The organism is Spirulina sp. 06S082 (genome assembly GCF_034932145.1).
In the GTDB taxonomy this organism is placed as follows: domain Bacteria; phylum Cyanobacteriota; class Cyanobacteriia; order Cyanobacteriales; family Spirulinaceae; genus CCY15215.
Window position 1 is genome coordinate 1 of sequence record NZ_JAYGHV010000135.1, and the last position, 25,416, is coordinate 25,416.

Genomic DNA, 25,416 nt, shown 5'->3' on the forward strand with positions numbered 1-25,416 from the left:
TAGGGCTTCAAATTGACGTTGCAGGCGATCGAGTTTGTGTACTAACCGATCTAATTCTTCTGCATCGGCGCTTTCCATTTCTACGGAAATATGTTCAATACTTTCGTGAACTTCGTTAGCTTCTTTAAAGACCTGCCAAAATTCCTCTTTTACTGTCCGCGTCGGTTCTACTTCAAATTCTTGCGTCAGGTAAGCAATGTGTAAACTGGATGGGCGAATCACTTCCCCAGAGGTCGGTTCTATCTCCCCCATGATAATCTTCATTTGGGTGGATTTCCCTGCGCCATTTACCCCCACCAAGCCAATGCGATCGCCAGGTGTCACCTCCCAATTCACATCCTTGAGAACCTCTCCCGTCGGATAAATCTTACTAATACGCTCTAATCGCAGCATTTACCATTCTCCATCTGTCGTCGCTCTTCACCAATCTTAACATTAAGATCGTTTAAGATTTCGATCTCGATCGCCAATTGGTAAAATTGCTTGCAAATCCTGCTAAGGAAAGAAGATGAATAGTAGAGTTATTGGCTAGGGAAGCTCGCATGGTTTCGGTATTGTAACCCCAGTCGGCTAAATAAAGTTCAATATCATTTAGATCGGGCTGTTGAGCAACTAATTCGAGGGTTTTGAGACGATCTTCGACAAACCAAATTTTCTCAGTATTGTAGCTGGGATTGGCAATTAATTGACGCAGGGTTTCTGGTTTGGGGCGTTTGACTTCTTTGCCAAAAATAGCGGTTTGGGAAAAGTTTAATCCTTGTTGTTGTAATAATTTTTTGGCGAAGCGTCCTTCTTTGGTGGTAATAATAACAACTTGGGTTTGTTCTGCTTGGAGAATTTGTTTGATTTTGGCAATAATTCCAGGATAAAAGCGATGCAGTTTTAGCCAGGATTCTAAATTGCTTTCGATCCATTCATCTCTTACACTGTCAACGATTTGCGTAATTTCTTTGCCATTTAATTTCTCTGTCTCAACCAGGCGATCGCGGACTTGCGGCCAGTCTTCTAAAATGTTACTTTTCGGTTCTCCTAAGACCAAACTTCGCAATAAAACTGGCATTTCCCAGCCTGTTTCAATGACAGGACGGAGTTGATAAAAAGAGTTGGCAAAAATATCGTGCTGGGAATTGAGAGTTTCTGGTTTCCAAAGGCGATCGTAAGCGCGACAAGTCGTTTGAAAATACTCTTGCAAACCGTCGCAAATTACACCATCAAAATCGAGAGCGAGTAGTGTGGGAGATGTTAGCATTTTTCGCAAAAATAAACCCTGTCTATTTTGTCCAATTTTCTTTATTTAATAATGCCACAACCCACTCTTCCGCCAGCGTGTCCTGTTGTTTTGGAGTCAGTTTCCTTACCCCGTCCAAGATCGTCTCGTCCTTCGTGAATGACGATCGCGCGACCGATAACCGAAGTCTCCCCCGTTAACTTGACCAAGGGATCCATAATTCTGAATTTTGCTTTCCCGGTAGCATCTGCGTAAATATTGCCCATATCTCCTACGTGACGCTCTGTGGCGCTAGGACTACCATGAGTTTTGCCAAAAGGATTGTAGTGAGAACCGGTAGAAGTACAGCCATCGGATAGATCGCCAGACTCGTGAATGTGAAAACCGTGGACTCCGCGACTCAAACCTGTAATTGTTCCAGAAATGCGAGTTAAACCGTTATTCACTTCTTCTAGGGATATTTCTCCGCTAACTTCTGGATTTCCTGTATCGATTGTAACTGTTGCTGCGGGGTTTTCTTCTGCATTCACTGCTGGCACGGGAACCGCGATCGCCCCCATCAAGACGACTAAAATCAGAACTACAAGTTTACGCCACATAATTTTACACCCCATTTTTAAGTATTTTTAAGATTGTTGATTCGTTTCACAAAGAAAACTCTGGAGGTATAATATCATTAATTCAATCGTCAATCAAATTAGATTTACTCTTGTAGAGGATGGAACTATTAATTGTTGAAGACGATCGCGAGATCGGTCAACTCGTTCAAGATACATTAACCCGAGAAGGTTTTCAATGCTTGTTGGCAACAGATGGATTACAAGCATTAGATGTATTTCGAGAAAAACAACCCGATCTGATTATTCTCGATATCATGTTACCAGGATTAGATGGTTTAGAAGTTTGTACGCGCATTCGTCAAAAGGAAGGTCTGAAGGACCCTTATATTTTAATGCTAACGGCAAAAGGAGAAGAAATCGATCGCGTGATTGGTTTATCAACTGGTGCTGATGATTATTTGGTTAAACCTTTTAGTCCTCGAGAATTAGTGGCGAGAGTTCGGGCATTATTGCGGCGCAGTTTGCGACATGAAAGCGCCCAAATTTATGAAACTCGGCATTTTAGCATCGATTGCGATCGCCATACTGCTATTCGTACTCTTGAAAATCAAACTGAAGAAACTTTAGATTTAACTACTTTAGAGTTCAAATTATTGTCCGCTTTTATGAGTTATCCTGGAAGAGTTTGGAGTCGTTCTCAACTGATAGAAAAACTCTGGGGTGATGATTTTTTTGGCGATGAAAGAGTAGTTGATACACATATTGGTCGCTTGCGGAAGAAAATTGAATTCGATTCTTCTCATCCTACCTTTGTTAAAACTGTAATTGGTGTGGGTTACAAGTTTGAAGATAGTTAAAAAAGTATTGTCGATCGGAAAAAGATTTAAAATAGCAAGTATTTCGCGATTCCCCGACCTCTTGACCTATAATAAAAAAATCTTGTCGAGTCTAAAAATCCTTGCAGCCGTGACCGTAACTCCCCTACATCCCTCCCCCACTCAAACTCAACCCGATCGCCTGGGTCGTTTTGGCACCTTTGGTGGTAAATATGTTCCTGAAACCCTCATGCCCGCTTTGAGGGAACTAGAAGACGCGATCGCTCAATATAAGGACGATCCAGGCTTTCAAAAAGAACTCGATGGACTCTTAAAAGATTATGTGGGAAGACCCAGCCCCTTATATTTTGCCGAACGTCTGACCCAACATTACGCTAAGGCTGACGGTACGGGAGTGCAAATATATCTTAAAAGAGAAGACTTAAATCATACTGGAGCGCACAAGATTAATAATGCTCTCGCTCAAGTTCTCTTGGCGAAGCGCATGGGTAAAGTTCGCATTATTGCCGAAACCGGGGCAGGACAGCACGGAGTCGCCACTGCAACTGTTTGCGCCCGCTTTGGCTTGAAATGCGTTATTTATATGGGGGTATGCGATATGGAACGCCAATCCCTGAACGTCTTTCGGATGCGTTTGTTAGGGGCAACGGTGCAACCCGTAGAAGCAGGGACGGGAACCCTAAAAGATGCCACCTCGGAGGCGATCCGGGATTGGGTGACGAATGTAGAAAATACTCACTATATTTTAGGTTCCGTCGCGGGTCCTCACCCTTATCCCATGATGGTGCGGGACTTTCACGCAGTGATCGGTCGCGAAACTCGCCAACAATGTGAGGAAAAATGGGGCGGACTTCCAGATATTTTGTTAGCTTGCGTTGGGGGTGGTTCTAATGCGATGGGGCTATTTTACGAGTTTATCAAGGATTCATCGGTACGTTTGATCGGGGTAGAAGCGGCGGGAGAAGGAGCAGAAACAGAAAAGCACGCGGCAACTCTCACAAAAGGTCGCCCCGGCGTGCTGCATGGTGCCATGAGTTATGTTTTGCAAGATGGGGAAGGACAAATTATTGAAGCGCATTCCCTCAGTGCAGGGTTAGATTATCCTGGGGTGGGTCCCGAACACAGTTATTTAAAAGACACGGGACGGGCAGAATATTATAGTGTTACTGATGGGGAAGCTGTAGACGCATTTCAGCGTTTGTCTCGCTTAGAAGGCATTATTCCTGCTTTAGAAACATCCCACGCGATCGCCTATTTAGAAACCCTTTGTCCGCAATTAGAAGGTAGTCCTCGTCTTATTATTAACTGTTCGGGACGCGGTGATAAAGATGTACAAACCGTGGCAAAATTCTTAGATGCGAACAAGAAATAATACATGATTTTTAATCTATTACTTATTAGCCATGCTTAATAATTTTAAAATTTGCGATCGCGATCTCGACGCAGAAACTCTAGCGCAATATCGTCAAGCTGAGGCGATCGCAGTAGATACGGAAACAATGGGGTTAATTCCCCACCGCGATCGCCTTTGTTTGGTGCAGTTATGCGACGATCGCGGGCTAGTTACAGTCATTCGCATCGATCGAGGTCAGAAAGAAGCACCCCACCTAAAAATATTACTGGAAGATGCAAATGTAGTCAAAATTTTTCACTACGCACGCTTTGATTTAGCACAATTTAAAAATACATTCTCTGTTGATACAAATCCCGTTTTCTGCACTAAAATTGCGAGTAAACTTGCTCGAACTTATACTCAATCTCATGGTTTAAAAGCATTAATTCAGGAGTTAGAAGGAATAGAACTTGATAAATCTTCACAAAGTTCCGACTGGGGAAATCCCAATAATCTTACAGAAGAACAATTGCGTTATGCAGCTAACGACGTGCGCTATTTAATCAATGCCAGAAAAAAACTGATGACTATGATAGAGAGAGAAGAAAGAGGAGAATTAGTCCAGCGTTGTTTTGACTGTTTACCTGTATTAGTAGAATTAGACTTGCTACAATTTCAAGGAATTTTTGAGCATAAATAATGTTAATATAATGGCAAATTCTCATCTTCACATTCCGAATTTAGCAACCCGACAGCGTCTTTTAGCTAACTTACGTCGCACTCATTTAGAAATGGAAGAGTTAAATTTAGAACTTGCTGAAATGATTGCCAAATTGGAAAGCGATCTCCAAAAGCATTGAGTGGGTTATTTATGGAATTGCGATCGCGATCGCTTATCTTAGAGTCCTGACTTTGCTATGAAGCAGTTTGAGAAATATCGTGCAAAAATGCGAAGACAATCCGATCTTCAGGAATTCCTAATGCAACGAGATCGTCAGAAATACCGGCTTCAATTCCATCGTATTCAATCCACACTTTTTCATCTCGAATGGTAACATAAATAAGATTACCGCGAATTCTGCGCCCTCGATCCCAACCGGTTTGCATCAAAGCATAACGGCGATCGCGATCGTCAAAGACTGTATCTAAGCGAATATCCCCATGAGACGGTTTAAACTGGGCATAATAAGCAATAACTTTTTTGACAATTTCGCAATATTGGTTTATATTATCCACAGATTGAGTATTATCGATCGCTAATTGCTAAAAGTTCTTTAGGGCAGTTATGGCAGTCTCTACAAGAGAAAAATAATAAAGTTTAACGACATTGAAATTAAATGCAGATCGCGCTTTTAATTGGATGGGTTATTCATGGAGTTGTAGACTCTTTCGATTTGCTTGGGTGCGTCGATTTCTGTCCACAGTTCCAGTGCTTTGTTAAAATGAGTTTGGCTTTCAGGGTTGTTCATTGCTTGGTAGGTTAGGGCAAGTTGGTAATGTGCTTCTGCTAGATCGCATTTTGCACCGATTTTGTCTAGAATTTTGATTGATTCTAAGAGAAGGGATTACTCCACTGGTCTGTGATACCTAAAATGACGGGTATATCCCGATCCGTCAGGGATTGAAAATCCCTTCTTACTTGGTTGGATATGGCGAGGAAACCTCGCCATCCCCCAAGCGCTGTCTCATACGAAAAATCCATTGAAATGGATTAGGGATATTGCGATTTTATCTAACCTTATCGATTCAGTCCTCTTCAGAGGACTTCTTGTATGAGACCGGGAATTTGATTCCCGGTCGGACTCTTGCGATCGCACCTCCCTAAATTTTTCCCTCGATCGCGATCGCCTTTTCCGAAGGGAACAAATCTTGCTAGGATTGCAAACAATGAAAATTAATAGACGCGATCGCACATTTTAGCAACTATGGATTTACAAGTTTGGCCTGGCACATCTTACCCATTGGGGGCTACCTGGGATGGACGCGGAACGAATTTTGCTCTCTTTAGCGAAAATGCTACAGCAGTAGATTTATGTTTGTTTGACGAACAAGATCGAGAAACCCGCTTGCATCTCCCAGAAAAGAATAACTTTATCTGGCATGGATATGTCCCCAATATTAAACCAGGACAGCGCTACGGCTATCGCGTCTATGGCAATTTTATGCCCAATTCCGGCGATCGCTTCAATGCCAATAAATTACTCATCGATCCCTATGCTAAGGCGATCGCAGGGGATATCATCAACGCAGAGGCAATTTATGGCTATCCTTGGAAAACTTCCGCCGAAGATATAGGCTTTTCTGAGTTAGATAATGCAGAATATATGCCCAAATGTATTGTTATTGATGAATCTTTTGACTGGGAAGGAGACGAACTTCTCCGCATTCCTATGTATCAAACGGTTATCTATGAAATACACGCGCGAGGCTTTACCAAACTGCATCCAGATATCCCCGAAAAATTGCGCGGAACCTATGCAGGATTGGCACATCCTGCCGCGATCGCGCACCTTAAATCCCTCGGAATTACCGCCGTTGAATTACTCCCCATTCACCAATTTTTAGCGCATCCTGGTCATTTAGAAGGGAAAGAATTAAGGAATTATTGGGGGTACGATTCCATTAATTATTTTTCTCCTTATTCTGGTTATAGTTCTAGCGGCATTTTTGGCGAACAAGTCCGAGAATTTAAGGAGATGGTGAAGGCACTTCATAAAGCCGGAATTGAAGTTATTTTAGATGTAGTTTACAACCATACAGGGGAGGGCAATCATTTCGGGCCAACTCTTTCTTTCCGAGGAATTGATAACAAATCTTACTATCGCTTAGTGGAGGAAAAAGAGCGATATTATATGGACTTTACCGGCTGTGGTAACTCGTTAAATGTCCGTCATCCTCAAGTTTTAAAACTCATTACCGACAGTTTGCGCTATTGGGTACAAGAAATGCACGTCGATGGCTTTCGCTTCGATTTAGCTTCAGCTTTAGCACGGGAATTATATGCAGTGAACAATTTGGCTGCATTTTTTAATATTATACACCAAGACCCCATTTTATCAACAGTAAAATTAATTGCCGAACCTTGGGATATTGGCGAAGGAGGTTATCAAATTGGTAATTTTCCTTTACTTTGGTCGGAATGGAATGGCAAATATCGCGATACAATTCGCGACTTTTGGCGAGGACAAGAAAGTAGTTTATCTGAATTTGCCTTGCGTTTTACAGGAAGTTCTGACTTATACGCAACTAACGGACGCAAACCGAGTGCTAGTATTAATTTTATCACCGCCCATGATGGCTATACTCTCAATGATTTGGTGAGCTACAATGAACGACATAATGAAGCAAATGAGGAAGATAATAACGATGGTCATGGTGATAACCGTTCCTGGAATTGTGGGGAAGAAGGGGAAACCGACGATGGGGAGATTTTGACATTGCGATCGCGCCAACGTCGAAATTTTTTGGTGACGTTAATGCTCTCTCAAGGAGTTCCCATGTTATTAGGAGGGGATGAATTTGGGCGCACTCAACGGGGAAATAATAATGCGTATTGTCAGGATAATGAGATTTCTTGGATAGATTGGAGTTTGGCTGAAAAGAATGGCGAATTATTAGAATTTACTCGTCAATTGATTGCTTTTCATCATCAAAATCCTGTCTTTCAGCGACGCAATTGGTTTCAAGGTCGAGAAATTCATGGCTCCGGTGTTCGAGATATTACTTGGTTTGATGCTGAGGGGGAGGAAATGACAGAAAAACAGTGGCAACAAGAGTCTATCAAAACTATTGCTATTTGCCTGAATGGAGAGGAAATTGATACCCCGAGTGAGACAGGACAACGCATTATTGGTAATACTTTTCTCTTGTGTTTTAATGCTCATCACGAACCGATTGATTTTATACTTTCTGAAGATTTACAAAAGTGGAAATGGCAAGTTTTAATCGATACGGCTGAGTCTCATATTATCGATTCTGGTGCTATTTATACTCAGGAAAAAACTATTCCTGTGACAGAGCGATCGATTATCGTTTTGCGTCGCTTATAGCTTTTAAGGTGGGCATTGTCCCACCTTAATATTATTGATAGCTTTCATTAATTACCGTACCGACCAAACAAGTGCGATCGAGATTCACTCCTTTTAAATTAGCACCCTCCAACTCGGCACAGAGTAAATTTGCTCCGGCTAAACTTGCCCCGGCTAAATTTGCTCCCCGCAAGTCTACTTCTTCTAAATTTGCCTCGCTTAAATTTGCCCCTTGTAGGTCAGCTTGTGCTAAATTTGCTCCCTTTAAATTCGCACTATTAAAGTTAACTCCTCGTAAATCTGCCCCCCGTAAATCTGCCCCTTGGAGATTCACTCCCGTTAGATTAGAACCACTCAAAAAAGCACCAGAAAGAGAGGCTTGGACGAACTTTGCCCCCATCAAATTCGTTCCTCGCAAATTACTTCCCCGCAAGTCTGCATTGCTTAAATCTGCCTGCATCAAATTTGCCCCCAAAAAATTAGCGCGCAGATCCGCTTGATTGAGATTTGCCCCTAATAAATTCGCCCCATCCAAACGTCCTCCTTTAAGAGTCGCCCGAGAAAAATCGGCACCGACTAAATTTGCCCCCGCCAAATTAATATTATCAAGTTGGCACTCCGAAAAATCTTCATCTTCCAAATTCATTCCCGAAAGTTGTTTGTTTTGTCCCGCACGAATTGTTTCAATGTTCATTTGTTTTTGTTATTAAGTTGTTTGTTATTGGTTGTTGTTGCCGATTTTCCAATTCATCCAGTAGCCAAATTCCCGTAGAAATTTTGGGTTGACTGGCTTGCAGTGTCATACCTTGCTGCATTCCCATGGCTAATAGCCCTAAAGCCTCGACTAATTTGGGATCGAAGATTTGCCCGGCTTTTGCTTGACAGTTGCTTAAAGCGTCTCCTAGGGGGTTCTCGCGACCTTCTTCCCGATACCGGACAATACAACACTGAAAATGGGCGATAAGTGCCAGAATCCTCGACTCTAGGGGAATATCATCATAGGATAATCCTTCCGGCTGTCCGGAGCCATCCCAATGCTCGCTCTTATAAGTGATAATGCGGGCGATCGCATTCAATTGGGGCATGATTCGTAAAATCGAGGCTTTGGGTAACAGTCCCTGTTTTTGCAGCATTTCCTCTTGGGCTTTTGACTGAGGATCGCTAACTTGGGTTGCACCTTGTAAGGGGGCGAGGCGATGCAACCACCCCGCCAGACGCAAGCGTTTGATTTGCCATGCGGGTAAGTCTAACAATTGTCCCATTGCTTCGGCGAGGGAAGCAACTTCGGCGGCGGCGTTGGGGTTAGTTGCATCGGCGCGATCGATCAGTTGTGCCATTCGCAGATATGCCTGCACTTCATTGGAGGTCACATTCTCGTCTAGCGATCGCGCTTCTGGGGTAGCACAATCGTGATGAATGGCGTGTAAATAATCAATAACTTTGGCCACGATCGCATTCAGGTCATCTCTCTGACAATGACCAAATTCTGCGGTCATGGTTTTAACCCGATCGCTTAAATACTGTTGCAGATCGCGATCGTATTCCCCGATCTGGGCGATCGTGAGTTCCACCGTTTCCCGAACTAATTCCGGTTCAAAGGTCCAAAACCCATAAAATTTTCGTTCTAAATCATTCTCGGGGATTCCGGTTTCTCCATAGTCCGAGTCGGATAATTCCTGACAGAGAACCATCGCCGTGTAGGTGGGCGAAAGAATGATTAAATGCCATTCTTGGGAGATGGGATCGTTGGGAGAGAGATCCACAAGGGAAATATTTTCTTTTTGCGAGGTGGGATGATCTGCCCAATGGCTGTCAGGAGTAGCTAAAATGACAATATCCGAGGCTTTTTCGGCAATATCTCCATAGCGATCGGCTTCTTGTAAATACCATTTTCCCTGCTGAAAAGCCGCGATCGCAATGGGTTTGCTCTCGGTTTCTAAGATAAAATCTTCGAGGGCGTGACATAGAGCAATAAGGGTATTTTTATAATAAACTCCCAAATTGAGGGAACGATTGGCCTTTTTCTGGGTTGTTGTGAGTTGTTGTAGGATTGAGCCTTGCAGCATTCTTTTTTCCGCGATCGATAATTCAGGGGAAGGTTTTGATCTGAAATTATTATGAGGTTATTATAATGCCCTTTCCTGTTTTGAGCGAGAAGAATCACAAAAGCAGAGAGAAAAATTCATCGCGTCTCTATCACTGCTGGGGAAAATTCAAACTCAAATTCAATCCATTTATAATTTTGGGATAGCGATCGCAGGTTTTTAGATATTTTTGCGTATTTTCACTCAGTTTTCACTCGGTGGGGTGAAAATGCGATACTTGCAATTGTTCGTCAAGCTACTAACAAAACATTAATAAATATGCAGGTTGCCAACAGTATTACAGAATTAATCGGTCGGACTCCTTTGGTACGACTGAACGTTATTCCTCAATCTCAAGGTTGTGTTGCTCAAATTCTCGTTAAATTGGAGGGAATGAACCCCGCAGCTTCGGTGAAAGACCGTATTGGGGTACACATGATTAATAAAGCGGAACAGGAGGGACTTATCAATGCCGCAGAAACTATATTAGTCGAACCCACTTCAGGGAATACGGGGATCGCCCTGGCTATGGCGGCGGCGGCGAAAGGTTATAAACTAATCTTGACGATGCCAGAAAGTATGAGTGTGGAACGTCGGGCGATGTTAGGGGCTTATGGGGCGCAGTTGGAACTCACTCCCGCAAAGACGGGGATGAAGGGGGCGATCGCCAGGGCGCAAGAAATTGTGGATAAGACTCCCAATGCTTATATGTTACAGCAGTTTAACAATCCGGCTAATGCGGAAATTCATCGCCTGACCACGGGTAAGGAAATTTGGGAAGATACCGAGGGACAAGTGGATTTTCTCATCTCTGGGGTAGGAACTGGCGGTACGATTACGGGGGTTAGCGAGTTTATTAAGGGGAAAAAATCTTCTTTTCAGGCGATCGCCGTCGAACCGGAAAACAGTCCAATTTTATCAGGAGGAGAACCCGGACCCCATAAAATTCAAGGGATCGGTGCGGGTTTTGTACCGGAAGTGTTAAATGTGGATGTAATTGATGAGGTGGTCAAAGTCAAGGATGAGGATGCTTTTATCTATGGTCGTCGTTTAGCGCGGGAAGAGGGGCTATTATCGGGGATTTCCACGGGGGCTATTCTTGCAGCCGCGATCGAGGTGGGCAAGCGTCCAGAGAATAAGGGAAAATTAATTGTCATGATTCAACCCAGTTTTGGGGAACGCTATCTCAGTACGCCTTTATTCCAAGTTCCCGATGAGAAGGTTGTCACGTTAGTTTAAGTTAGGATTGACCCATAACCAAGATGCTCCCACTACAATAAACCATAATGGGGGTAGTGCGAGCATCTTGCTCGCTATTTTTACAAAACTGAGATGCACCCAGATAAAATCCAATTTTTATCCAGAATTTACCATGAATTTACCAAATTATCTTGCTAAATATAGTTCTAAAAATCTTTTTTTGGCGATCGCCTTTCTCGTCTTAACTGCTTGTAGTACTTCTCGTTCAGTGGAACAAAACGACTATTCTCAAGAGAAAGAAATTGTGCCGCGATCGCCAGATAATCTCATTCCAACCGAAATTTTCACCCCTCAACCCATTCGCATTTCCCTCGATCGCCTTCCCAATCCTTTTTCTACCAGCAGTGCGTCCAAAAGTCCTCAAGTTGTTTCTATTCCTAACAATCCTAGCCTTAATGTTCCCCAAGGATTTCAGGTGAATATTTTTGCCGATAATTTAGATCGTCCTCGTTGGTTAGCATTAACCCCCACAGGAGATGTTTTAGTTACGGAAACCCGTCAAAATCGCATTCGTTTATTAAAGGACAAAGATGGAGATGGTTTTGCAGAAACTCGCAACACTTTTGCAGATGCTGAAAATGACTTAAATATTCCTTTTGGAATGACCTTTTCTGATGATGCTTTTTTCTTGGGAAATACTAATGCAGTGCGTCAATATAGTTATCGCGAAGGACAAGAAGAACTAGAAGGAAGAGGAACAAAAATTATTGATTTACCAGGAGGAGGATACAATCAACATTGGACGCGCAATGTTGTTATTTCTCCAGATCGGAAAAAGCTCTATATTTCTGTGGGTTCTCGTTCTAATGTTGATGTTGAAGAATTACCTCGCGCTTCCGTACAAGTTACCAATATAGACGGATCGAACCAGAAAACCTTTGCTTTTGGGTTAAGAAATCCTGTCGGTTTGGATTTTCATCCCGTGACGGAAGAACTTTATACAACTGTAAATGAACGGGATGGGATGGGGGATGATCTCGTTCCTGATTATTTTACTCGCATTCGAGAAGGGGAGTTTTACGGCTGGCCATTTACATATTTAAGTCCTAACTTACTCGATCCGCGTCAACTGCAAAATGGTCGCAGTAAAAACCCAGAATTAGCAGCAAAAACCCTGACTCCCGATGTTTTATTTCAATCTCATTCTGCGGCTTTAGGGCTACAATTTTACGATGGAGAAACCTTTCCTAAAAAATATCATAATGGTGCATTTGTAGCCTTTCGTGGGTCTTGGAACCGCGATCGCGGAACGGGATATAAATTGGTTTTTGTTCCTTTTGATGATACAGGCCGACCGACGGGGGAATATGAAGATTTTTTAACAGGTTTTCTCCTCGATCCATCAATTCCTTCCACTTGGGGACGACCTGTGGGATTATTGGTATTACCCGATGGTAGTTTGCTATTTACGGAGGAAGCAAACGGACGTATTTATCGCATTCAGTATGGGGGGAATAGGGAATAGGGAATAGGGAATAGGCAACAGAAAATTTAGATATTTTTTAGAGCTTTATTCCTAATAATCAGTAATCAATAAAAAAGAGAGAAAAAATGACACCACAAATTTATCATGCCCTCGGTTTGCATATGCACCAACCTCCAGGGAATTTGAAACTATTAATCGAAGAGAATCCCTTTGAAGCCGAGCAAATTATGCGCTGTTACGAAAGAGCGGTACGCTATGCCAATTTACTGCAAGATGCTGCTTGTTTGCAAGTGGGTTTTTCGGGGATTCTCTTGGAACAATTTCTCGATCCTGAAATTATCGAAAAATATGCACCATTTATTAACATTCCCGATATGCTCGATCGCTACGGCAAGGCGAACAATATCGAGTTAATTGGCATGGGATACTATCATCCCATTTTCCCACTTATTCCGCAACGGGATTGGCAAGAACATTTAGTGCGAGGAAAAGAGATTGTCGAGAAAGCATTTGGACGTTCTCCTACCGGTTTTTGGCCGCCAGAAATGGCATTTTGTATGGAGATGATTCCCGCATTAGTTGAGGTGGGATATTCCTATGTTGTTGTCGATGGGGTGCATATTAAACCCGAAAGCGGCATCCTCGATATTTACAAGCCTTATCGGGCAACTTATGAGGGCAAAACTATTGCAATTATACCACGAGAACGAGATATTTCTAATGCTCAAGAAAGCGGCACCGATCCGGTTTGGTTCGATCGCGAAGTCTGTCAGAAAGTCGCGCATTCTCCTGCACCAGATGCACCGCGTTTAGTTACAACTTGGTCTGATGGAGAAAATGGCGGTTGGTTCCGACAAATGCACGAACAATCGGGCTTTTTTGGTCACTTTTTCACCCCATTTATTGAGATGATTCGCAATAATTCTACGTCCTTGCGATCGCTAAAATTATCGGACTATTTGCAAGAACATCCTCCAGAAGAGGAAGCATTTGTGCAAACAGGGGCATGGAATGTGGGTAATACCTCCGGATTCGATCTGAGTCAATGGGCGGGTTCTGAGGCGCAAAAACAGGCAGTAGAAACGATTTGTCGGGTCAGCGATCGCTATTGGAAAATTGTCGATTCTGGGAACAATTTATCAGCAACAGGACAACAGTTTTTAATAGAAGCAAGGGAATGGATTCTCGAAGGGGAAACCAGTTGTTTCTTATTTTGGGGAGATGATTGGGTTCCTAAATTATACGATCGCACTCGTCCCGCAGAAGCATTACTAGATCGTGTTGAATCCGAGTTATTGGCATTAACCCATTAACCCATTAATTAACTTCTCCTCGCTTTAAAAAGACGGGGATTTTAATTCGACAAAAAAGCAGGGAAAATTGCTCTTTCCCTGCTCAAAAATAGATAATGAAATAACTCGCAATTTAAGGGATTATTTGAGAGAAGCTAAAACATCTTGAGCGTGAGTGGAGGTATTAACACTCGCATCAACTTTCGAGATCGTGCCTTCTGCGTCGATAATATAGGTAACGCGCTTGGAATAACCGCCACCTTCAACATCGTAGGCTTTAGTAATTGCTCCATCAGTATCCGTGAGGAGAGTAAAGGGTAAGCCATATTTCTCCTTGAACATTGTATGAGAGGCTTCGTCGTCCATGCTTACCCCTAAAACAACAATATCTTTGCTTTGATACTCTTCGTATCGATCGCGGAAACTTTGAGCCTGTTTCGTACACCCTGGCGTATCATCTTTAGGGTAAAAGTATAAAACGACAATTTTGCCTGCAAAATCCGTCAGAGAAACGGTATTGCCTTTATCGTCTTTAGTGGTGAAATTGGGGGCTTTCGTGCCAACTGTTAATGCCATGAATCTTGAATTCCTCCGAGAGATGAATATTTATTCTGTTTAAATTTTACAATACTTTACAGTGACCTTTTTATTGTTTGCCCGATCGCCATGTCCAGTTCGACTTTACCCCCCATTATTTATTCCCAACCAACCCTCGATCGCGCCTCCCGTGCCTTGGGTTGTGCGCCTTTTACTGTAACTTTGTTTGCAGCAATGCGATCGCAAGGAATTTCCTTAAACGCGATCGCCGGCTCTTCGGGAGTAGAAAAAAACTATACCCAGCATCCTCTGTTAGAATTAAGTGCAGAAAGCAACCTAATTTGGTTGATTCAAGTGGGTTTATTGCGGCGAGAAGTAGACGGACAAGGCATTACCGACAGTTTTCGCCTCACCCCTTTAGGACACCAACTCGTGAAACAATGGGAAATGCAGGGAGAGTCCTTTTCTTCCGTATCCTGGTGCGATCGCATTGCTAATGCTGCACATCGCTGGCTAAGACTCCCCATTTAAGATAAATAGGACTTACATTAACGGGCAAGATGTCCGCACTACCATAGCCAGAGAATACAGTAGTGGGAGCGTCTCGCTCCCTAGCTGCGTAAGTCCTAATAAATCTTCCCAACTCCCAACTCCCAACTCCCAACTCCCAACTCCCAACTCCCAACTCCCAATTCCCTACTCCCAATTCCCTATATTAAGTGAAAGCAATAATGGTGGTGGGAACAACATCCCACGCAGGAAAATCTATGTTAGCGACGGCACTCTGTCGCATTTTTTCTCGTAAAGGCTGGCGGGTGGCTCCTTTTAAAGGTCAAAATATGGCCTTGAATGCCTATGTTACCTCGACAGGGGGTGAAATTGGTTACGCCCAAGCCGTACAAGCGTGGGCGGCGGGGGTTAGCCCTTGGGTGGAGATGAACCCCATTTTGCTCAAGCCCCAAGGGGATATGACCTCTCAAGTGATTCTGCGGGGAGAGGCGATCGGACATACTGGCGCACAGGACTATTACGAGAATTTTTTTGAGCGCGGTTGGAGTGCAATTCAAGAATCTCTACAACATTTAGCAGGTGAATTTGATTTTGTCGTTTGTGAGGGGGCAGGAAGTCCGGCAGAAATCAATCTCAAACATCGAGATTTAACGAATATGCGGGTTGCGAAGTATTTAAGTGCGCCGACGGTATTGATCGTAGATATCGATCGCGGTGGGGCATTTGCTCATGTTGTCGGTACTTTAGAATTATTAGACCCCGATGAACGAGCCTTAATCAAGGGTGTGGTGATCAATAAGTTTCGCGGACAGCGATCGCTTCTACAATCGGGGATCGATTGGCTGGAAAATTACACTAAAATTCCTGTTTTAGGGGTCATTCCTTGGCGAGAGGGGATATTCCCAGCAGAAGACTCACTATCTTTATTAGAGAGGCGATCGCGCAAACCTAATCGAGAATTGACCATTGCGGTGATTCGCCTACCTCGAATTGCCAATTTTACGGACTTCGATCCCCTCGAGTCAGAACCTACCGTAGAGGTTAAATATGTGGGTTTAGAGGGGGATTTAGGCTATCCTGACGCGGTAATTATTCCAGGATCGAAAACAACCCTCTCCGATCTGAGAGCCTTGCACGAAAGCGGTATGACGGCCAAAATACAAGATTATGCGGCGGCGGGAGGGATTATTTTGGGGATTTGTGGCGGTTTCCAAATGTTAGGACAAAGTGTGAGCGATCCCGACGGTTTGGAAGGAAGCGATCGCCAAATCACGGGATTAAAACTCTTACCTGTAAAGACAACCCTCGATCGCCGCAAAATCGTGCGCCAGCGTGTTTGTACGTCGAATTACCCTCAATCTTTGCCCGTGGATGGGTATGAGATTCATCAGGGACGCACGATAATTCTCACTAAACAGTCAGAACCTCCCCCATGCCATTACTTATTCAGCGATACCGGTTTGGGTTTAGTCAATTCTTCTTTTTCTGTCTGGGGTTGCTATTTGCACGGATTATTCGATAATGGACCCTGGCGGCGATCGTGGCTCAATCACGTCAGACAGGGACGAGGCTTAATTTCCTTACCTACAGGTGTACCTAATTATCGAGAACAACGAGAGGCAATTTTAGATGCGATCGCCGATTTGGTCACAGAAAATGTAGATTTAAAGCCACTTTTGCCGAGTAGGGGTTTGGTCTCCAAACCCTAATTTTGCCGATCCAAACTAGGAAAGAGAATCAGGATCGATCCCTAATTGTAAAAGGCGCTCCCTCATTTTTTGCAAGTCAGATTCGGCGCGATCGGCTCTTGATTGTTGGCGATCGCGTTCATCTTCAGCCAGAATAGCTCTTTGTTGTTGACGCTCCTTCTCCAGTCGTTCGCGCTCTTTCTCTACTCGTTCGCGCTCTTTCTCTACTCGTTCGCGCTCTTTCTCCAGTCGTTCGCGCTCTTTCTCTACTCGTTCGCGATCGCGTTGTTCGACCACTTCAACAAAATCAACAAAACGCTCTCCATTGGGATGAAATAAAACCAAATCCCCCTCACCTGTAGTAAATTTTACACCCAAAAGCGGACTTTTCCATCCCTCCATTTGAGTAATTTCTTTTAAATTCTTCCCTTTTCTCAACCATCCTTGTAAGCGATTCTTTTTCGGATTGTACAAGTAATATTCTTCGATTCCATGCTGTTGATAAAATGTAAATTTTGTCTCCATATCCTTCTTTTTATTACCGGGAGAAAGGATTTCAAACGCCACTTGCGGAGCAGTATTATCTTCTTTCCACTGCATATAAGAACCTCTATCTCCTTTCGGTCGTCCCAACACTACCATTACATCCGGTGCTTGTCTTTGGGGTTCTTCTTGTTCGATAACTTCCTGTTGAGTTAACTTAACTGGATACCATAATAAATCAGCAGCCACGAAAACATCGTCTCTATCTTTAAACAGAGCATCGAGACCACCTTTAATAGTGAAAATTAAGCGTAATTGTGTCGTGTTGTCAGCCAAGGGTTTACCGTCACTGTCAGGATAGAGAAGTTCGTCTTCTATGGTGGAAGGAGAGAGTTGTTGTACCATTGTCTTAAAGAAAGAGTGGATACATTTAACTCTATTATACGAGGGTTATAAGAGGGTTTGGTGACCAAACCCCTACATTAGGTTAAAATAGTCTTATGGTAACTTGGGGATTTAGTGCATGAGTATAGGCGTTGCGGTTGTCGGTACCGGATTCGGTCAAAAAATTCACATCCCTGGATTTCAACATCACCCCGAAATTGAGGTGGTTGCAGTTTGGAATCGGGATTTAGGCAAAGCTAAGGCGATCGCGGACTCTCAGCAAATTCCTCATGCTTTTAATCGTTTGGATAAGTTACTTTCTCTCCCAGAAGTTGAAGCGGTAAGTGTCTCTACACCCCCTTTCCTGCACTACGAGATGGCGAAACAGGTTTTAGAAGCGGGGAAGCATTTGTTATTAGAAAAGCCTATGACCCTGCGGGTTAGCGAAACAAAAGAACTTTATCAATTGGCGCAACAAAAGGGTTTAATTGCGATCGCCGATTTTGAGTATCGCTTTGTCCCAGCTTGGCAAAGATTGGCAGAATTATTACAGGAAGGCTATGTTGGCCAAACTCGACTCATTAAAATTGATTGGTTAGCCGTCAGTCGGGCTGACCCCGATCGCCCTTGGAATTGGTATTCTCGCAAAGATAAGGGGGGCGGTGCTTTGGGGGCGATCGGTTCTCACGCTTTCGATTACATTCACTGGTTATTCGGACCGGTTAAACGTTTGTGCGCTCATTTAAGTTGTGCAATTCCCCAACGTCCCGATCCCGCCGATGGGGGGAAACTCAAACCCGTAGATGCTGACGATACTTGCACGATAATGCTGGAATTGGCAGACGGTACGCCCTGTCAGGTTTCCCTCAGTTCTGTGACTTATCAGGGAAGAGGGCATTGGGTCGAAGTTTATGGCGATCGCGGTACTCTTGTTCTTGGTAGCGACAATCTTAAAGATTATGTTCACGGTTTTCACTTATATGCTGCTTTGGCGGGTCAGAATTTATCTGAGCAAGAAATACCTAAACGCCTCGCTTTTCCACAAGTCTTTACTGATGGACGTTTAGCTCCTTTTATTCGTGTCGCGGATCATTGGCTGAACTGTATTAAGTCTAGTCAAAATAACTCACCTTCTTTAAAGGAGGGTGTTTATTCGCAGTTACTGATGGATTTAACTCACGAATCCCATGAAAAGAAATGTTGGGTTGATGTCCCGAAATATTAACTCATCCCTTGGGATGTATCTCAAAAATGTAAATCTATTATTCAGTTCACTAGTGGTCTGTCATGCCTAAAATGATGGGTATAGCCCGATCCGCCAGGGATTGAAAATCCCTTCTTACTTGGTTGGATATGCTGAGGAAACCTCAGCATCCCCCAAGCGCTGTCTCATACGAAAAATCCATTGAAATGGATTATGGTTATCGCGATTATAAGTACATGGGCAAATTTAATTTCATACCTATCGTTTTTATGCGGATTTATCTCTTGCTTTTAGATAAATTGCTATGCAATTTTTTTTGATTATTTACTTAATATTACAATTCATTTAGTGTTGCTATATAAAAAAACGACATTAAATTTTCATGCCGTTTCCATTAATTCGACTTCTGAAGAAGCCATAAGCAGGCGCACTGGTGTACGGTACGAGACGAGAAAGAATGTTTCCATTAATTCGACTTCTGAAGAAGCCATAAGTGGCTCTTTGCTCGTGACAGGCATTCAGGTAAATGGAGGTTTCCATTAATTCGACTTCTGAAGAAGCCATAAGGTAACCTTGTTGCCAGGATTCGGTTTGAAAAGAATGTTTCCATTAATTCGACTTCTGAAGAAGCCATAAGCTGTTTTTGTTTTGGAGCTTGGATTTATTTCCAATCGTTTCCATTAATTCGACTTCTGAAGAAGCCATAAGCAAATTTTGGTTGAGGTCCAGGCTGACATGCTCCACGTTTCCATTAATTCGACTTCTGAAGAAGCCATAAGCTTTGGGGTACTTGTACAGGTTCGCTATGGACGATGAAGTTTCCATTAATTCGACTTCTGAAGAAGCCATAAGTCAACCCCACCCCGGACAGGGGAGGGTAAGGTTCGAGTTTCCATTAATTCGACTTCTGAAGAAGCCATAAGCCGCTAACACAGCCGCTAACTAACTGTTTCGCGATTGTTTCCATTAATTCGACTTCTGAAGAAGCCATAAGGGACCCTAAATAGAACCCTTACTCTGACTGGATTCTAGCAGACGATTTTGTGGCAGTCAAGTCAAACCCCAAATAATTGAGGCCAATTCGCAATAAGTCCTTGTGAAAAACCTCCGAAACCCAGTTATGACAGCACTTCCGGGGCAGATGACGAAAGAATAAGGGTTATAGCGTTTTTCAGACCCCTACGAACGGTGTATTTCAAGATAAAAATAACTTTATAGACTGATATTTTACTGTATTCGCATTAAACTTCAGTTATTGAGGCCGACTTACAAGTTAAAATCTCGAAACCCACGGCAAATCAGCACCTTGCATTGTGTAGATAGAAAAAATAAAAGAGATATTTTTGATCCTCTAGTGGTCTGTCAAGGATTTTTTGGCAGGTAAGGGCGATCGCGATAACCCTAATCCATTTCAATGGATTTTTTGTATGAGACAGGGATTTTCAATCCCTGGCGGATCGGGCTATACTCATTATCCCTGGCGGATCGGGCTATACTCATTATCCCTGGCGGATCGGGCTATACTCGTTATCCCTAGCGGATCGGGCTATACTCATTATCCCTAGCGGATCGGGCTATACTCATTATCCTTGGCGGATCGGGCTATACTCGTTATCACCCCTCAAATTGTTGGGCGTAAAACTGGGCATAACGGCCGTTTTGGGCGATTAATTCTGCGTGGGTTCCCAACTCTATAATCCTACCATTCTCTAAAACAAACAGGCGATCGGCTTTGCGGACAGTGGCGAGACGATGGGCGATAACAAACACCGTGCGATCGCGCATAATGCGGTCTAAGGCTTCTTGTACCAGTGCCTCCGATTCCGAGTCTAACGCAGAAGTAGCTTCATCGAGAATCAGTAAACGAGGATTGAAAAATACCGCCCTGGCGATCGCAATGCGTTGGCGCTGTCCTCCCGATAAAGTAGTGCCGCGCTCCCCTACATAAGTGTGATAACCTTGAGTGAACTGGCTGATAAACTGATGGGCGTTGGCAATTTTGGCCGCCGCTTCAATGGCTGCAAAATCTACATCTGGCTGACCAAAAGCGATATTTTCCGCGATCGTACCAGAAAATAACATGGTTTCTTGCGGCACAATGCCAATTTGTCGGCGCAGGCTTTTGAGGGAGACATCGCGAATATTGGTGCCATCAATGAGAATTTCCCCTGCATCGGGGTCGTAAAACCGGGGGAGAAGATTAACTAAAGTTGTTTTTCCCGCCCCAGAATGCCCTACTAAGGCGATCGTTTCTCCTGGACTGGCGAGAAAATTAAGAGCGTGTAAGACTCGTTTTTCTGGGGCATAACTAAAACTAACCTGGCGAAATTCTACCTTACCCGAGGTAGGAGGTAGGGCGATCGCGTTTGATTTCTCCTCGATCGCCGGTTTAATCTTTAAGATGGCAAAAATGCGATCGACGGAGGCTTCCCCTTGTTTAAATTCGTTGTAATTATTGGTGCTAATAGTAATCGGATCGATCAGCATTCCTACTGCTGCTAAATAGCCGATAAACTCGCTTCCCGTAAGGTTATTTTGGGAGATTTGCCAACCGCCGAGGAAAAAGATAAAAATGAAACTACAAGCATACAAAAAACCCACCACAACCATTTGAAAAGCCTTAATTCTTTCGGCGGTATATTTTGCCCGTCGGTTGGCTTCTGCTTCCACCATAAAACGACTGAGGGTAAATTCTTCTGCTGCAAATCCTTGGACGAGACGAATACCACTAAAAAACTCAATTAATAATGCTGATAAATTTGAGATACGACTTTGGGCGCGATGGGAAAATTTGAGCAGGCGATCGCCAAAAATCCCCACTAATACTGCCATTGCTGGGGCAACCAGAAACGCAGCCAGGGTTAATTGCCAATTGAGATAAATCATGGAAGCCAAGACGACAATTAACTGCAAAACGCAGGGAATAAACTGATGAAAAAGTTGGTTTACCACTTCCCCAATGCGATCGATATCTTCCGTTAAACGATAAGATAAATCCCCAGTTTTCGTCGTTTCAAAATAACTCAATCCCAATTTTTGTGTATGAGAATAAACCTGTTTTCGCAGATCGAGGGCAATTTGCAAAGCTGCTTTTGCCATGAGAGAATCTTGACCATAAAGGGCGATCGCCCGAATCACAAATACCGCGATCGCTAACCCCGCAATTTTAGCACTAATGTTAATATCCCCCTCTCCCACAGCAGCCGCCAAACGTTCCGCCAGCCAAATCATAATCGGCCAACTTGCGGTAAAGAAAAGCGTACAAACTAAGGCCAAAGCAATGGTGATACTTTGGGGAAGAATATAGGGAGGTAATAGCCGATAATTGGAACGAATTTTCAAATTATTGATTAGTAATTAATTCTCTTTGTGGACCACGAATTGTTCAGTATTCAGAGATAAATTGCCCTCAAATGTAAAACCTGCATTAATGGGATAAAAAGGTTGATGAATGCTAATTAATTGGGCGAGAGTTCTTTTTAGACGAATGCGAGAAACGATCGCATCGACAAACCCGTGTTGCAACAAATATTCTGAGGTTTGGAAGTCATCGGGGAGTTTTTCCCGCAGGGTTTGTTCGATCACCCGCCGCCCCGCAAAGCCAATAGCCGCCTTGGGTTCAGCCAAAATCAAATCTCCCAACATGGCAAAACTGGCGGTGACTCCCCCCATCGTCGGATGAGTTAACACGGGAATATAGAGTAATCTAGCTTGGCGATGGCGTTCTAATGCCCCCGATATTTTTGCCATTTGCATTAAACTTAACATTCCTTCCTGCATTCTCGCGCCGCCAGATGCACAAACAATGATTACTGTCAAGCATTCATTTGTACCATATTCAATCAAACGACAGAGTTTTTCCCCAACGACAGATCCCATACTTCCCCCCATAAACTGGAAATCCATCACCCCGAGGGCAACGGGTAAGCCATCGAGAAGTCCAGTTCCGGTTTGTACCGCATCTTTTAACTTTGTTTTCCCTTGGTATTCTCGCAGGCGATCTTTGTAGGGTTTGCGATCGCGGAAATTAAGCGGATCTACAGGTTGAATATTCTCGTTTAATGGTTTCCATGTTTTGGCATCTATCAGTTGACGAATGCGTTCGTTGCTGTCTACCCGTAGGTGATGGTCGCATTCTAAGCAAACCATTTGATTAACCTGTAAATCCTTGGTATAAGCCAATACACCGCAACTTGGGCATTTCGTCCATAACCCATCGGCGATTTCTCGTTCTTGGTGTTGTTGGTTTGCGGTTTCAGATTTTTCTCGATTGGCAAACCAGTCAAATAAAGACATAAGTAATTAAAAAATTTTATCTTTTGTTGTGAAATTATGACTCGGGTTCGAGTTCTTCTTCCTTGGGACTCAATAACAGCAAGGCCGTCCATTTGTCTTGGGGATGAACTTGGATTGCAGCTTGTCCCGAGAGAAAACAACCACTTGCCCCAACATTGACAATGCGACAAGGAATATCGTAACTAACGAGGATTTGCTGCATAAGGTCGGCTTCCCAGCGCATACTGGTCGTTCTCAAAGTGATCCAAGATACAGAATTCATCTTATCAAGAGTTGCGATCGTTGTTAATTTCTCCCGATTCTAGCGTCAGGGAAGGCTAACTTAGGGGGAAAAATAGGTTTTGATAGGTTGAGAGAATGATTTCTCCCCAAAAGAGAGATAAAAATGCGCCGATCGCCAAGAAGGGTCCGAAAGGTAGAACTTTCTCTCGTTGCCACCAACCCATCGCGATCGCCCCTCCTCCGAGGAATGCCCCCAGGCCGCAAGCGAGAAATCCTGTCAATAGTAACAATTTCCAACCCAACCAGGTTCCCATCATGGCAGCTAATTTAGCATCTCCGGCTCCCATTGCCGTGCGTCCGTAGAAGGTGGAAGCGAGAAAGGCGATCGCCTCAAATAACCACAATCCCACAACTGCACCGCTAATTCCTGTTACCAAACTTTCGAGACTGCCGGAAATTTCCCCAGTTTCTTGCCATCCCCAGAACAGCATAAAACCTAAACCCGCAATTAAACCGGATTGCGTCAGGGCATTGGGTAGGGTAAAAGTATCGAGATCGATGAGAGAAAGTGCCAGCAACCAACTTAAAAATATCCAGTATCCGAGGGTTTCCCAACTCGTGCCAAAGCGCCAAAAAACGAGCAAAAATAAGACTCCTGTTGCAGTTTCTACTAAAGGATAGCGCGGAGAAATTGGCGCTTGGCAATGCTTGCATTTCCCTTTCAGATGCAACCAACCCAAGATAGGAATATTTTCTCCTTTTCCCAGTTTTGTTAAACAGTGGGGACAGCGAGAAGGAGGAGAAATAATAGAAAGTTGGGCAGGAATGCGATAAACGACAACATTTAAAAAACTCCCGATCGCAGACCCAAAGGCAAAAATAAGGATTACTGTGACTAGAATTAATAAAATTCCCATTAACTCTTACCAATTACTGAACAATCAATATCTTTAAAATCGCGATTGACTTCCCGGTAATTTGTTTTAATACCACTTCTTTGAATGCCTCCATTTTTAACATTAAAACCGACAATTTCTCCCTCTAGTTCCGGGATAATTCGACAAGCATATAAGCCCGATCGCCCTGGCAGAATAAGATCGGGAGATTGGGGATTAAAATTCTGCCAATGAGAAGCCGTTAAACCTTGTAATCCTCCAGCTTGATGAGTTGTCGGGGCAAAATCCCCCTTTCCCCACGTTGAATAAATCAATTTATATTCTCCTTGAGTGTCTTGATAGAGTTGAGGAACTTCCATTTCGGAATACCAGCCCGATTGTGAAATAGGAGGCAAACTTTCCCAGTTTAATAAACTACCATCGCGAGAACGTAATAAGGCGATCGCCCCTTTCTTGCCCAAAGGAAGATGAATAGATTTTGCTGATAGTAACATAAAAATTTGCCCGCGATCGCGAAATAAAAAGGGATCGCGCCAAGCATGAGTACTGGAGTCCCCCACAACATTTTTCGGTTCGTAAAATTGGCGATCGGGGGCAATGCGAATATCGGGGAGAGGCTGCCATTGTTTCGCGTCTATTGTTTCTGCGTAAGCAATGCCGATATTTTGTGTCATTCCGTCATCTTCTTGTTGATTTCTAGAGGTATAAAACATCAAGAAACCTTGTTTTATTTTAATAACATCTCCCGTCCAAATTGAGGTATTATCCCAGCGTTGAGAACTCGCAGAAAGTACATTATAATCGATCCATTTTATTGCTCTAAAATCTTCTGTTGTTCCATATCCCACCCGCGCAAAAAAATGATGGCGATCGCTGGCTGCGAGATGGCGATCGGCATTAAGATAAAAAAGGTGATAAATCTGAGATTTCTTGTCGTAATAATACCAAAAATCCCAAACATAATAATCTGAATGTTGCAGTAGGGGTTTGGTCTCCAAACCCTTTTCTATGAATTTATCCTTTTCTATGAATTTATCCTTTTCTATGAATTTATCCACCAATACAACCTTTTCTATGAATTTATCCACCAATACAACCATTTACCCACCAATACAACCGGTGTAGCAGGAGCAGAGGGGTTTGGAGAGG

25 protein-coding genes and 1 CRISPR repeat array are annotated in these 25,416 nt (G+C 43.4%); of the genes, 11 read left to right on the plus strand and 14 right to left on the minus strand.

The window, feature by feature from the left end; genetic code table 11:
• The 3 genes from VB714_RS09485 to VB714_RS09495 all read right to left on the minus strand — a co-directional run.
• Positions 1-393 (minus strand): ATP-binding cassette domain-containing protein (locus VB714_RS09485; protein WP_323223464.1); only part of this gene is annotated, 393 nt, incomplete at its 3' end.
• Positions 394-445: 52 nt separating this feature from the next.
• On the minus strand, positions 446-1,249 hold the full coding sequence (locus VB714_RS09490) for an HAD family hydrolase (protein WP_323223466.1): 804 nt from the start codon (positions 1,247-1,249) through the stop codon (positions 446-448).
• A gap of 41 nt (positions 1,250-1,290) precedes the next feature.
• Positions 1,291-1,827 (minus strand): superoxide dismutase family protein, encoded by a 537-nt coding sequence (locus VB714_RS09495; RefSeq protein WP_323223468.1) that lies wholly within the window; start codon positions 1,825-1,827, stop codon positions 1,291-1,293.
• A gap of 119 nt (positions 1,828-1,946) precedes the next feature.
• Here VB714_RS09495 and VB714_RS09500 point away from each other — a divergent pair, with 119 nt between their 5' ends.
• From VB714_RS09500 to VB714_RS09515, 4 genes are all read left to right on the plus strand, one after another.
• Positions 1,947-2,645, plus strand: coding sequence for a response regulator transcription factor (locus tag VB714_RS09500; protein WP_323223470.1), 699 nt, complete (start codon positions 1,947-1,949; stop codon positions 2,643-2,645).
• A 109-nt stretch (positions 2,646-2,754) separates the two neighbouring features.
• Complete coding sequence (gene trpB / locus VB714_RS09505; protein ID WP_416309643.1) at positions 2,755-3,996, plus strand: tryptophan synthase subunit beta; 1,242 nt, start codon at positions 2,755-2,757, stop codon at positions 3,994-3,996.
• Positions 3,997-4,027: 31 nt separating this feature from the next.
• Positions 4,028-4,657: a ribonuclease H-like domain-containing protein gene (locus VB714_RS09510; protein WP_323223474.1), complete on the plus strand. Its 630-nt coding sequence runs from the start codon at positions 4,028-4,030 to the stop codon at positions 4,655-4,657.
• A 10-nt stretch (positions 4,658-4,667) separates the two neighbouring features.
• Complete coding sequence (locus tag VB714_RS09515; RefSeq protein ID WP_323223476.1) at positions 4,668-4,817, plus strand: hypothetical protein; 150 nt, start codon at positions 4,668-4,670, stop codon at positions 4,815-4,817.
• Between the two features lie 55 nt (positions 4,818-4,872).
• On the opposite strand, the gene VB714_RS09520 is transcribed toward VB714_RS09515, so the two are convergent.
• Complete coding sequence (locus VB714_RS09520; RefSeq protein WP_323223478.1) at positions 4,873-5,193, minus strand: XisI protein; 321 nt, start codon at positions 5,191-5,193, stop codon at positions 4,873-4,875.
• Positions 5,194-5,713: 520 nt separating this feature from the next.
• Complete coding sequence (locus VB714_RS09525) at positions 5,714-5,845, minus strand: hypothetical protein (RefSeq protein ID WP_323223480.1); 132 nt, start codon at positions 5,843-5,845, stop codon at positions 5,714-5,716.
• Positions 5,846-5,882: 37 nt separating this feature from the next.
• Between VB714_RS09525 and glgX the strand changes: the two genes are divergently transcribed.
• A complete protein-coding gene (gene glgX, locus VB714_RS09530; RefSeq protein WP_323223482.1) occupies positions 5,883-8,006 on the plus strand; it encodes a glycogen debranching protein GlgX in 2,124 nt (707 codons plus the stop codon).
• 31 nt (positions 8,007-8,037) lie between these two features.
• Here glgX and VB714_RS09535 read toward each other — a convergent pair whose 3' ends face one another.
• Both VB714_RS09535 and VB714_RS09540 read right to left on the minus strand, forming a co-directional pair.
• Complete coding sequence (locus VB714_RS09535) at positions 8,038-8,679, minus strand: pentapeptide repeat-containing protein (RefSeq protein ID WP_323223484.1); 642 nt, start codon at positions 8,677-8,679, stop codon at positions 8,038-8,040.
• Positions 8,669-10,051 carry a DICT sensory domain-containing protein gene (locus tag VB714_RS09540; protein WP_323223486.1) on the minus strand — a complete coding sequence of 461 codons (1,383 nt, stop codon included), beginning with the start codon at positions 10,049-10,051 and terminating at the stop codon, positions 8,669-8,671. The genes VB714_RS09535 and VB714_RS09540 overlap by 11 nt, the downstream gene beginning before the upstream one ends.
• Positions 10,052-10,348: 297 nt before the next feature.
• On the opposite strand from VB714_RS09540, the gene cysK reads away from it, so the two are divergent.
• The 3 genes from cysK to VB714_RS09555 all read left to right on the plus strand — a co-directional run bounded on the left by cysK (position 10,349) and on the right by VB714_RS09555 (position 14,068).
• Positions 10,349-11,308: a cysteine synthase A gene (cysK, locus tag VB714_RS09545; RefSeq protein ID WP_323223488.1), complete on the plus strand. Its 960-nt coding sequence runs from the start codon at positions 10,349-10,351 to the stop codon at positions 11,306-11,308.
• Positions 11,309-11,441: 133 nt separating this feature from the next.
• Positions 11,442-12,794, plus strand: coding sequence for a sorbosone dehydrogenase family protein (locus tag VB714_RS09550; RefSeq protein WP_323223490.1), 1,353 nt, complete (start codon positions 11,442-11,444; stop codon positions 12,792-12,794).
• A gap of 86 nt (positions 12,795-12,880) precedes the next feature.
• Positions 12,881-14,068: a hypothetical protein gene (locus VB714_RS09555; protein ID WP_323223492.1), complete on the plus strand. Its 1,188-nt coding sequence runs from the start codon at positions 12,881-12,883 to the stop codon at positions 14,066-14,068.
• A 120-nt stretch (positions 14,069-14,188) separates the two neighbouring features.
• On the opposite strand, the gene VB714_RS09560 is transcribed toward VB714_RS09555, so the two are convergent.
• The gene (locus VB714_RS09560) at positions 14,189-14,623 is read right to left on the minus strand and encodes a peroxiredoxin (RefSeq protein WP_323223494.1); all 435 of its coding nucleotides are present in this window, start codon (positions 14,621-14,623) and stop codon (positions 14,189-14,191) included.
• Positions 14,624-14,713: 90 nt separating this feature from the next.
• On the opposite strand from VB714_RS09560, the gene VB714_RS09565 reads away from it, so the two are divergent.
• Together VB714_RS09565 and cobQ are read left to right on the plus strand one after the other, a co-directional pair.
• Entirely contained in the window at positions 14,714-15,115 is a 402-nt protein-coding gene (locus VB714_RS09565; protein ID WP_323223495.1) for an Npun_F0494 family protein, read from the plus strand.
• Between the two features lie 188 nt (positions 15,116-15,303).
• Entirely contained in the window at positions 15,304-16,803 is a 1,500-nt protein-coding gene (gene cobQ, locus VB714_RS09570) for a cobyric acid synthase CobQ (RefSeq protein ID WP_323223497.1), read from the plus strand.
• 15 nt (positions 16,804-16,818) lie between these two features.
• Here the strand turns inward: cobQ and VB714_RS09575 are convergent, their stop codons facing one another.
• Complete coding sequence (locus VB714_RS09575; RefSeq protein WP_323223499.1) at positions 16,819-17,670, minus strand: Uma2 family endonuclease; 852 nt, start codon at positions 17,668-17,670, stop codon at positions 16,819-16,821.
• Between the two features lie 118 nt (positions 17,671-17,788).
• On the opposite strand from VB714_RS09575, the gene VB714_RS09580 reads away from it, so the two are divergent.
• Positions 17,789-18,874 (plus strand): Gfo/Idh/MocA family oxidoreductase, encoded by a 1,086-nt coding sequence (locus VB714_RS09580; RefSeq protein ID WP_323223501.1) that lies wholly within the window; start codon positions 17,789-17,791, stop codon positions 18,872-18,874.
• 366 nt (positions 18,875-19,240) lie between these two features.
• Positions 19,241-19,847: a CRISPR direct-repeat array (repeat unit 35 nt; unit sequence GTTTCCATTAATTCGACTTCTGAAGAAGCCATAAG).
• A gap of 620 nt (positions 19,848-20,467) precedes the next feature.
• On the opposite strand, the gene VB714_RS09585 is transcribed toward VB714_RS09580, so the two are convergent.
• From VB714_RS09585 to VB714_RS09605, 5 genes are read right to left on the minus strand one after another with little or no spacing between them, the layout of a single operon-like run.
• Entirely contained in the window at positions 20,468-22,195 is a 1,728-nt protein-coding gene (locus tag VB714_RS09585; RefSeq protein WP_323223504.1) for an ABC transporter ATP-binding protein, read from the minus strand.
• Positions 22,196-22,210: 15 nt separating this feature from the next.
• Positions 22,211-23,149, minus strand: coding sequence for an acetyl-CoA carboxylase, carboxyltransferase subunit beta (gene accD / locus VB714_RS09590; RefSeq protein ID WP_323223506.1), 939 nt, complete (start codon positions 23,147-23,149; stop codon positions 22,211-22,213).
• A 34-nt stretch (positions 23,150-23,183) separates the two neighbouring features.
• Positions 23,184-23,411 carry a hypothetical protein gene (locus VB714_RS09595; RefSeq protein WP_323223508.1) on the minus strand — a complete coding sequence of 76 codons (228 nt, stop codon included), beginning with the start codon at positions 23,409-23,411 and terminating at the stop codon, positions 23,184-23,186.
• Positions 23,412-23,466: 55 nt separating this feature from the next.
• The gene (locus tag VB714_RS09600) at positions 23,467-24,288 is read right to left on the minus strand and encodes a prepilin peptidase (RefSeq protein ID WP_323223510.1); all 822 of its coding nucleotides are present in this window, start codon (positions 24,286-24,288) and stop codon (positions 23,467-23,469) included.
• Complete coding sequence (locus VB714_RS09605) at positions 24,288-25,367, minus strand: hypothetical protein (protein WP_323223512.1); 1,080 nt, start codon at positions 25,365-25,367, stop codon at positions 24,288-24,290. The genes VB714_RS09600 and VB714_RS09605 overlap by 1 nt, the downstream gene beginning before the upstream one ends.
• Positions 25,368-25,416: the final 49 nt, after the last annotated feature.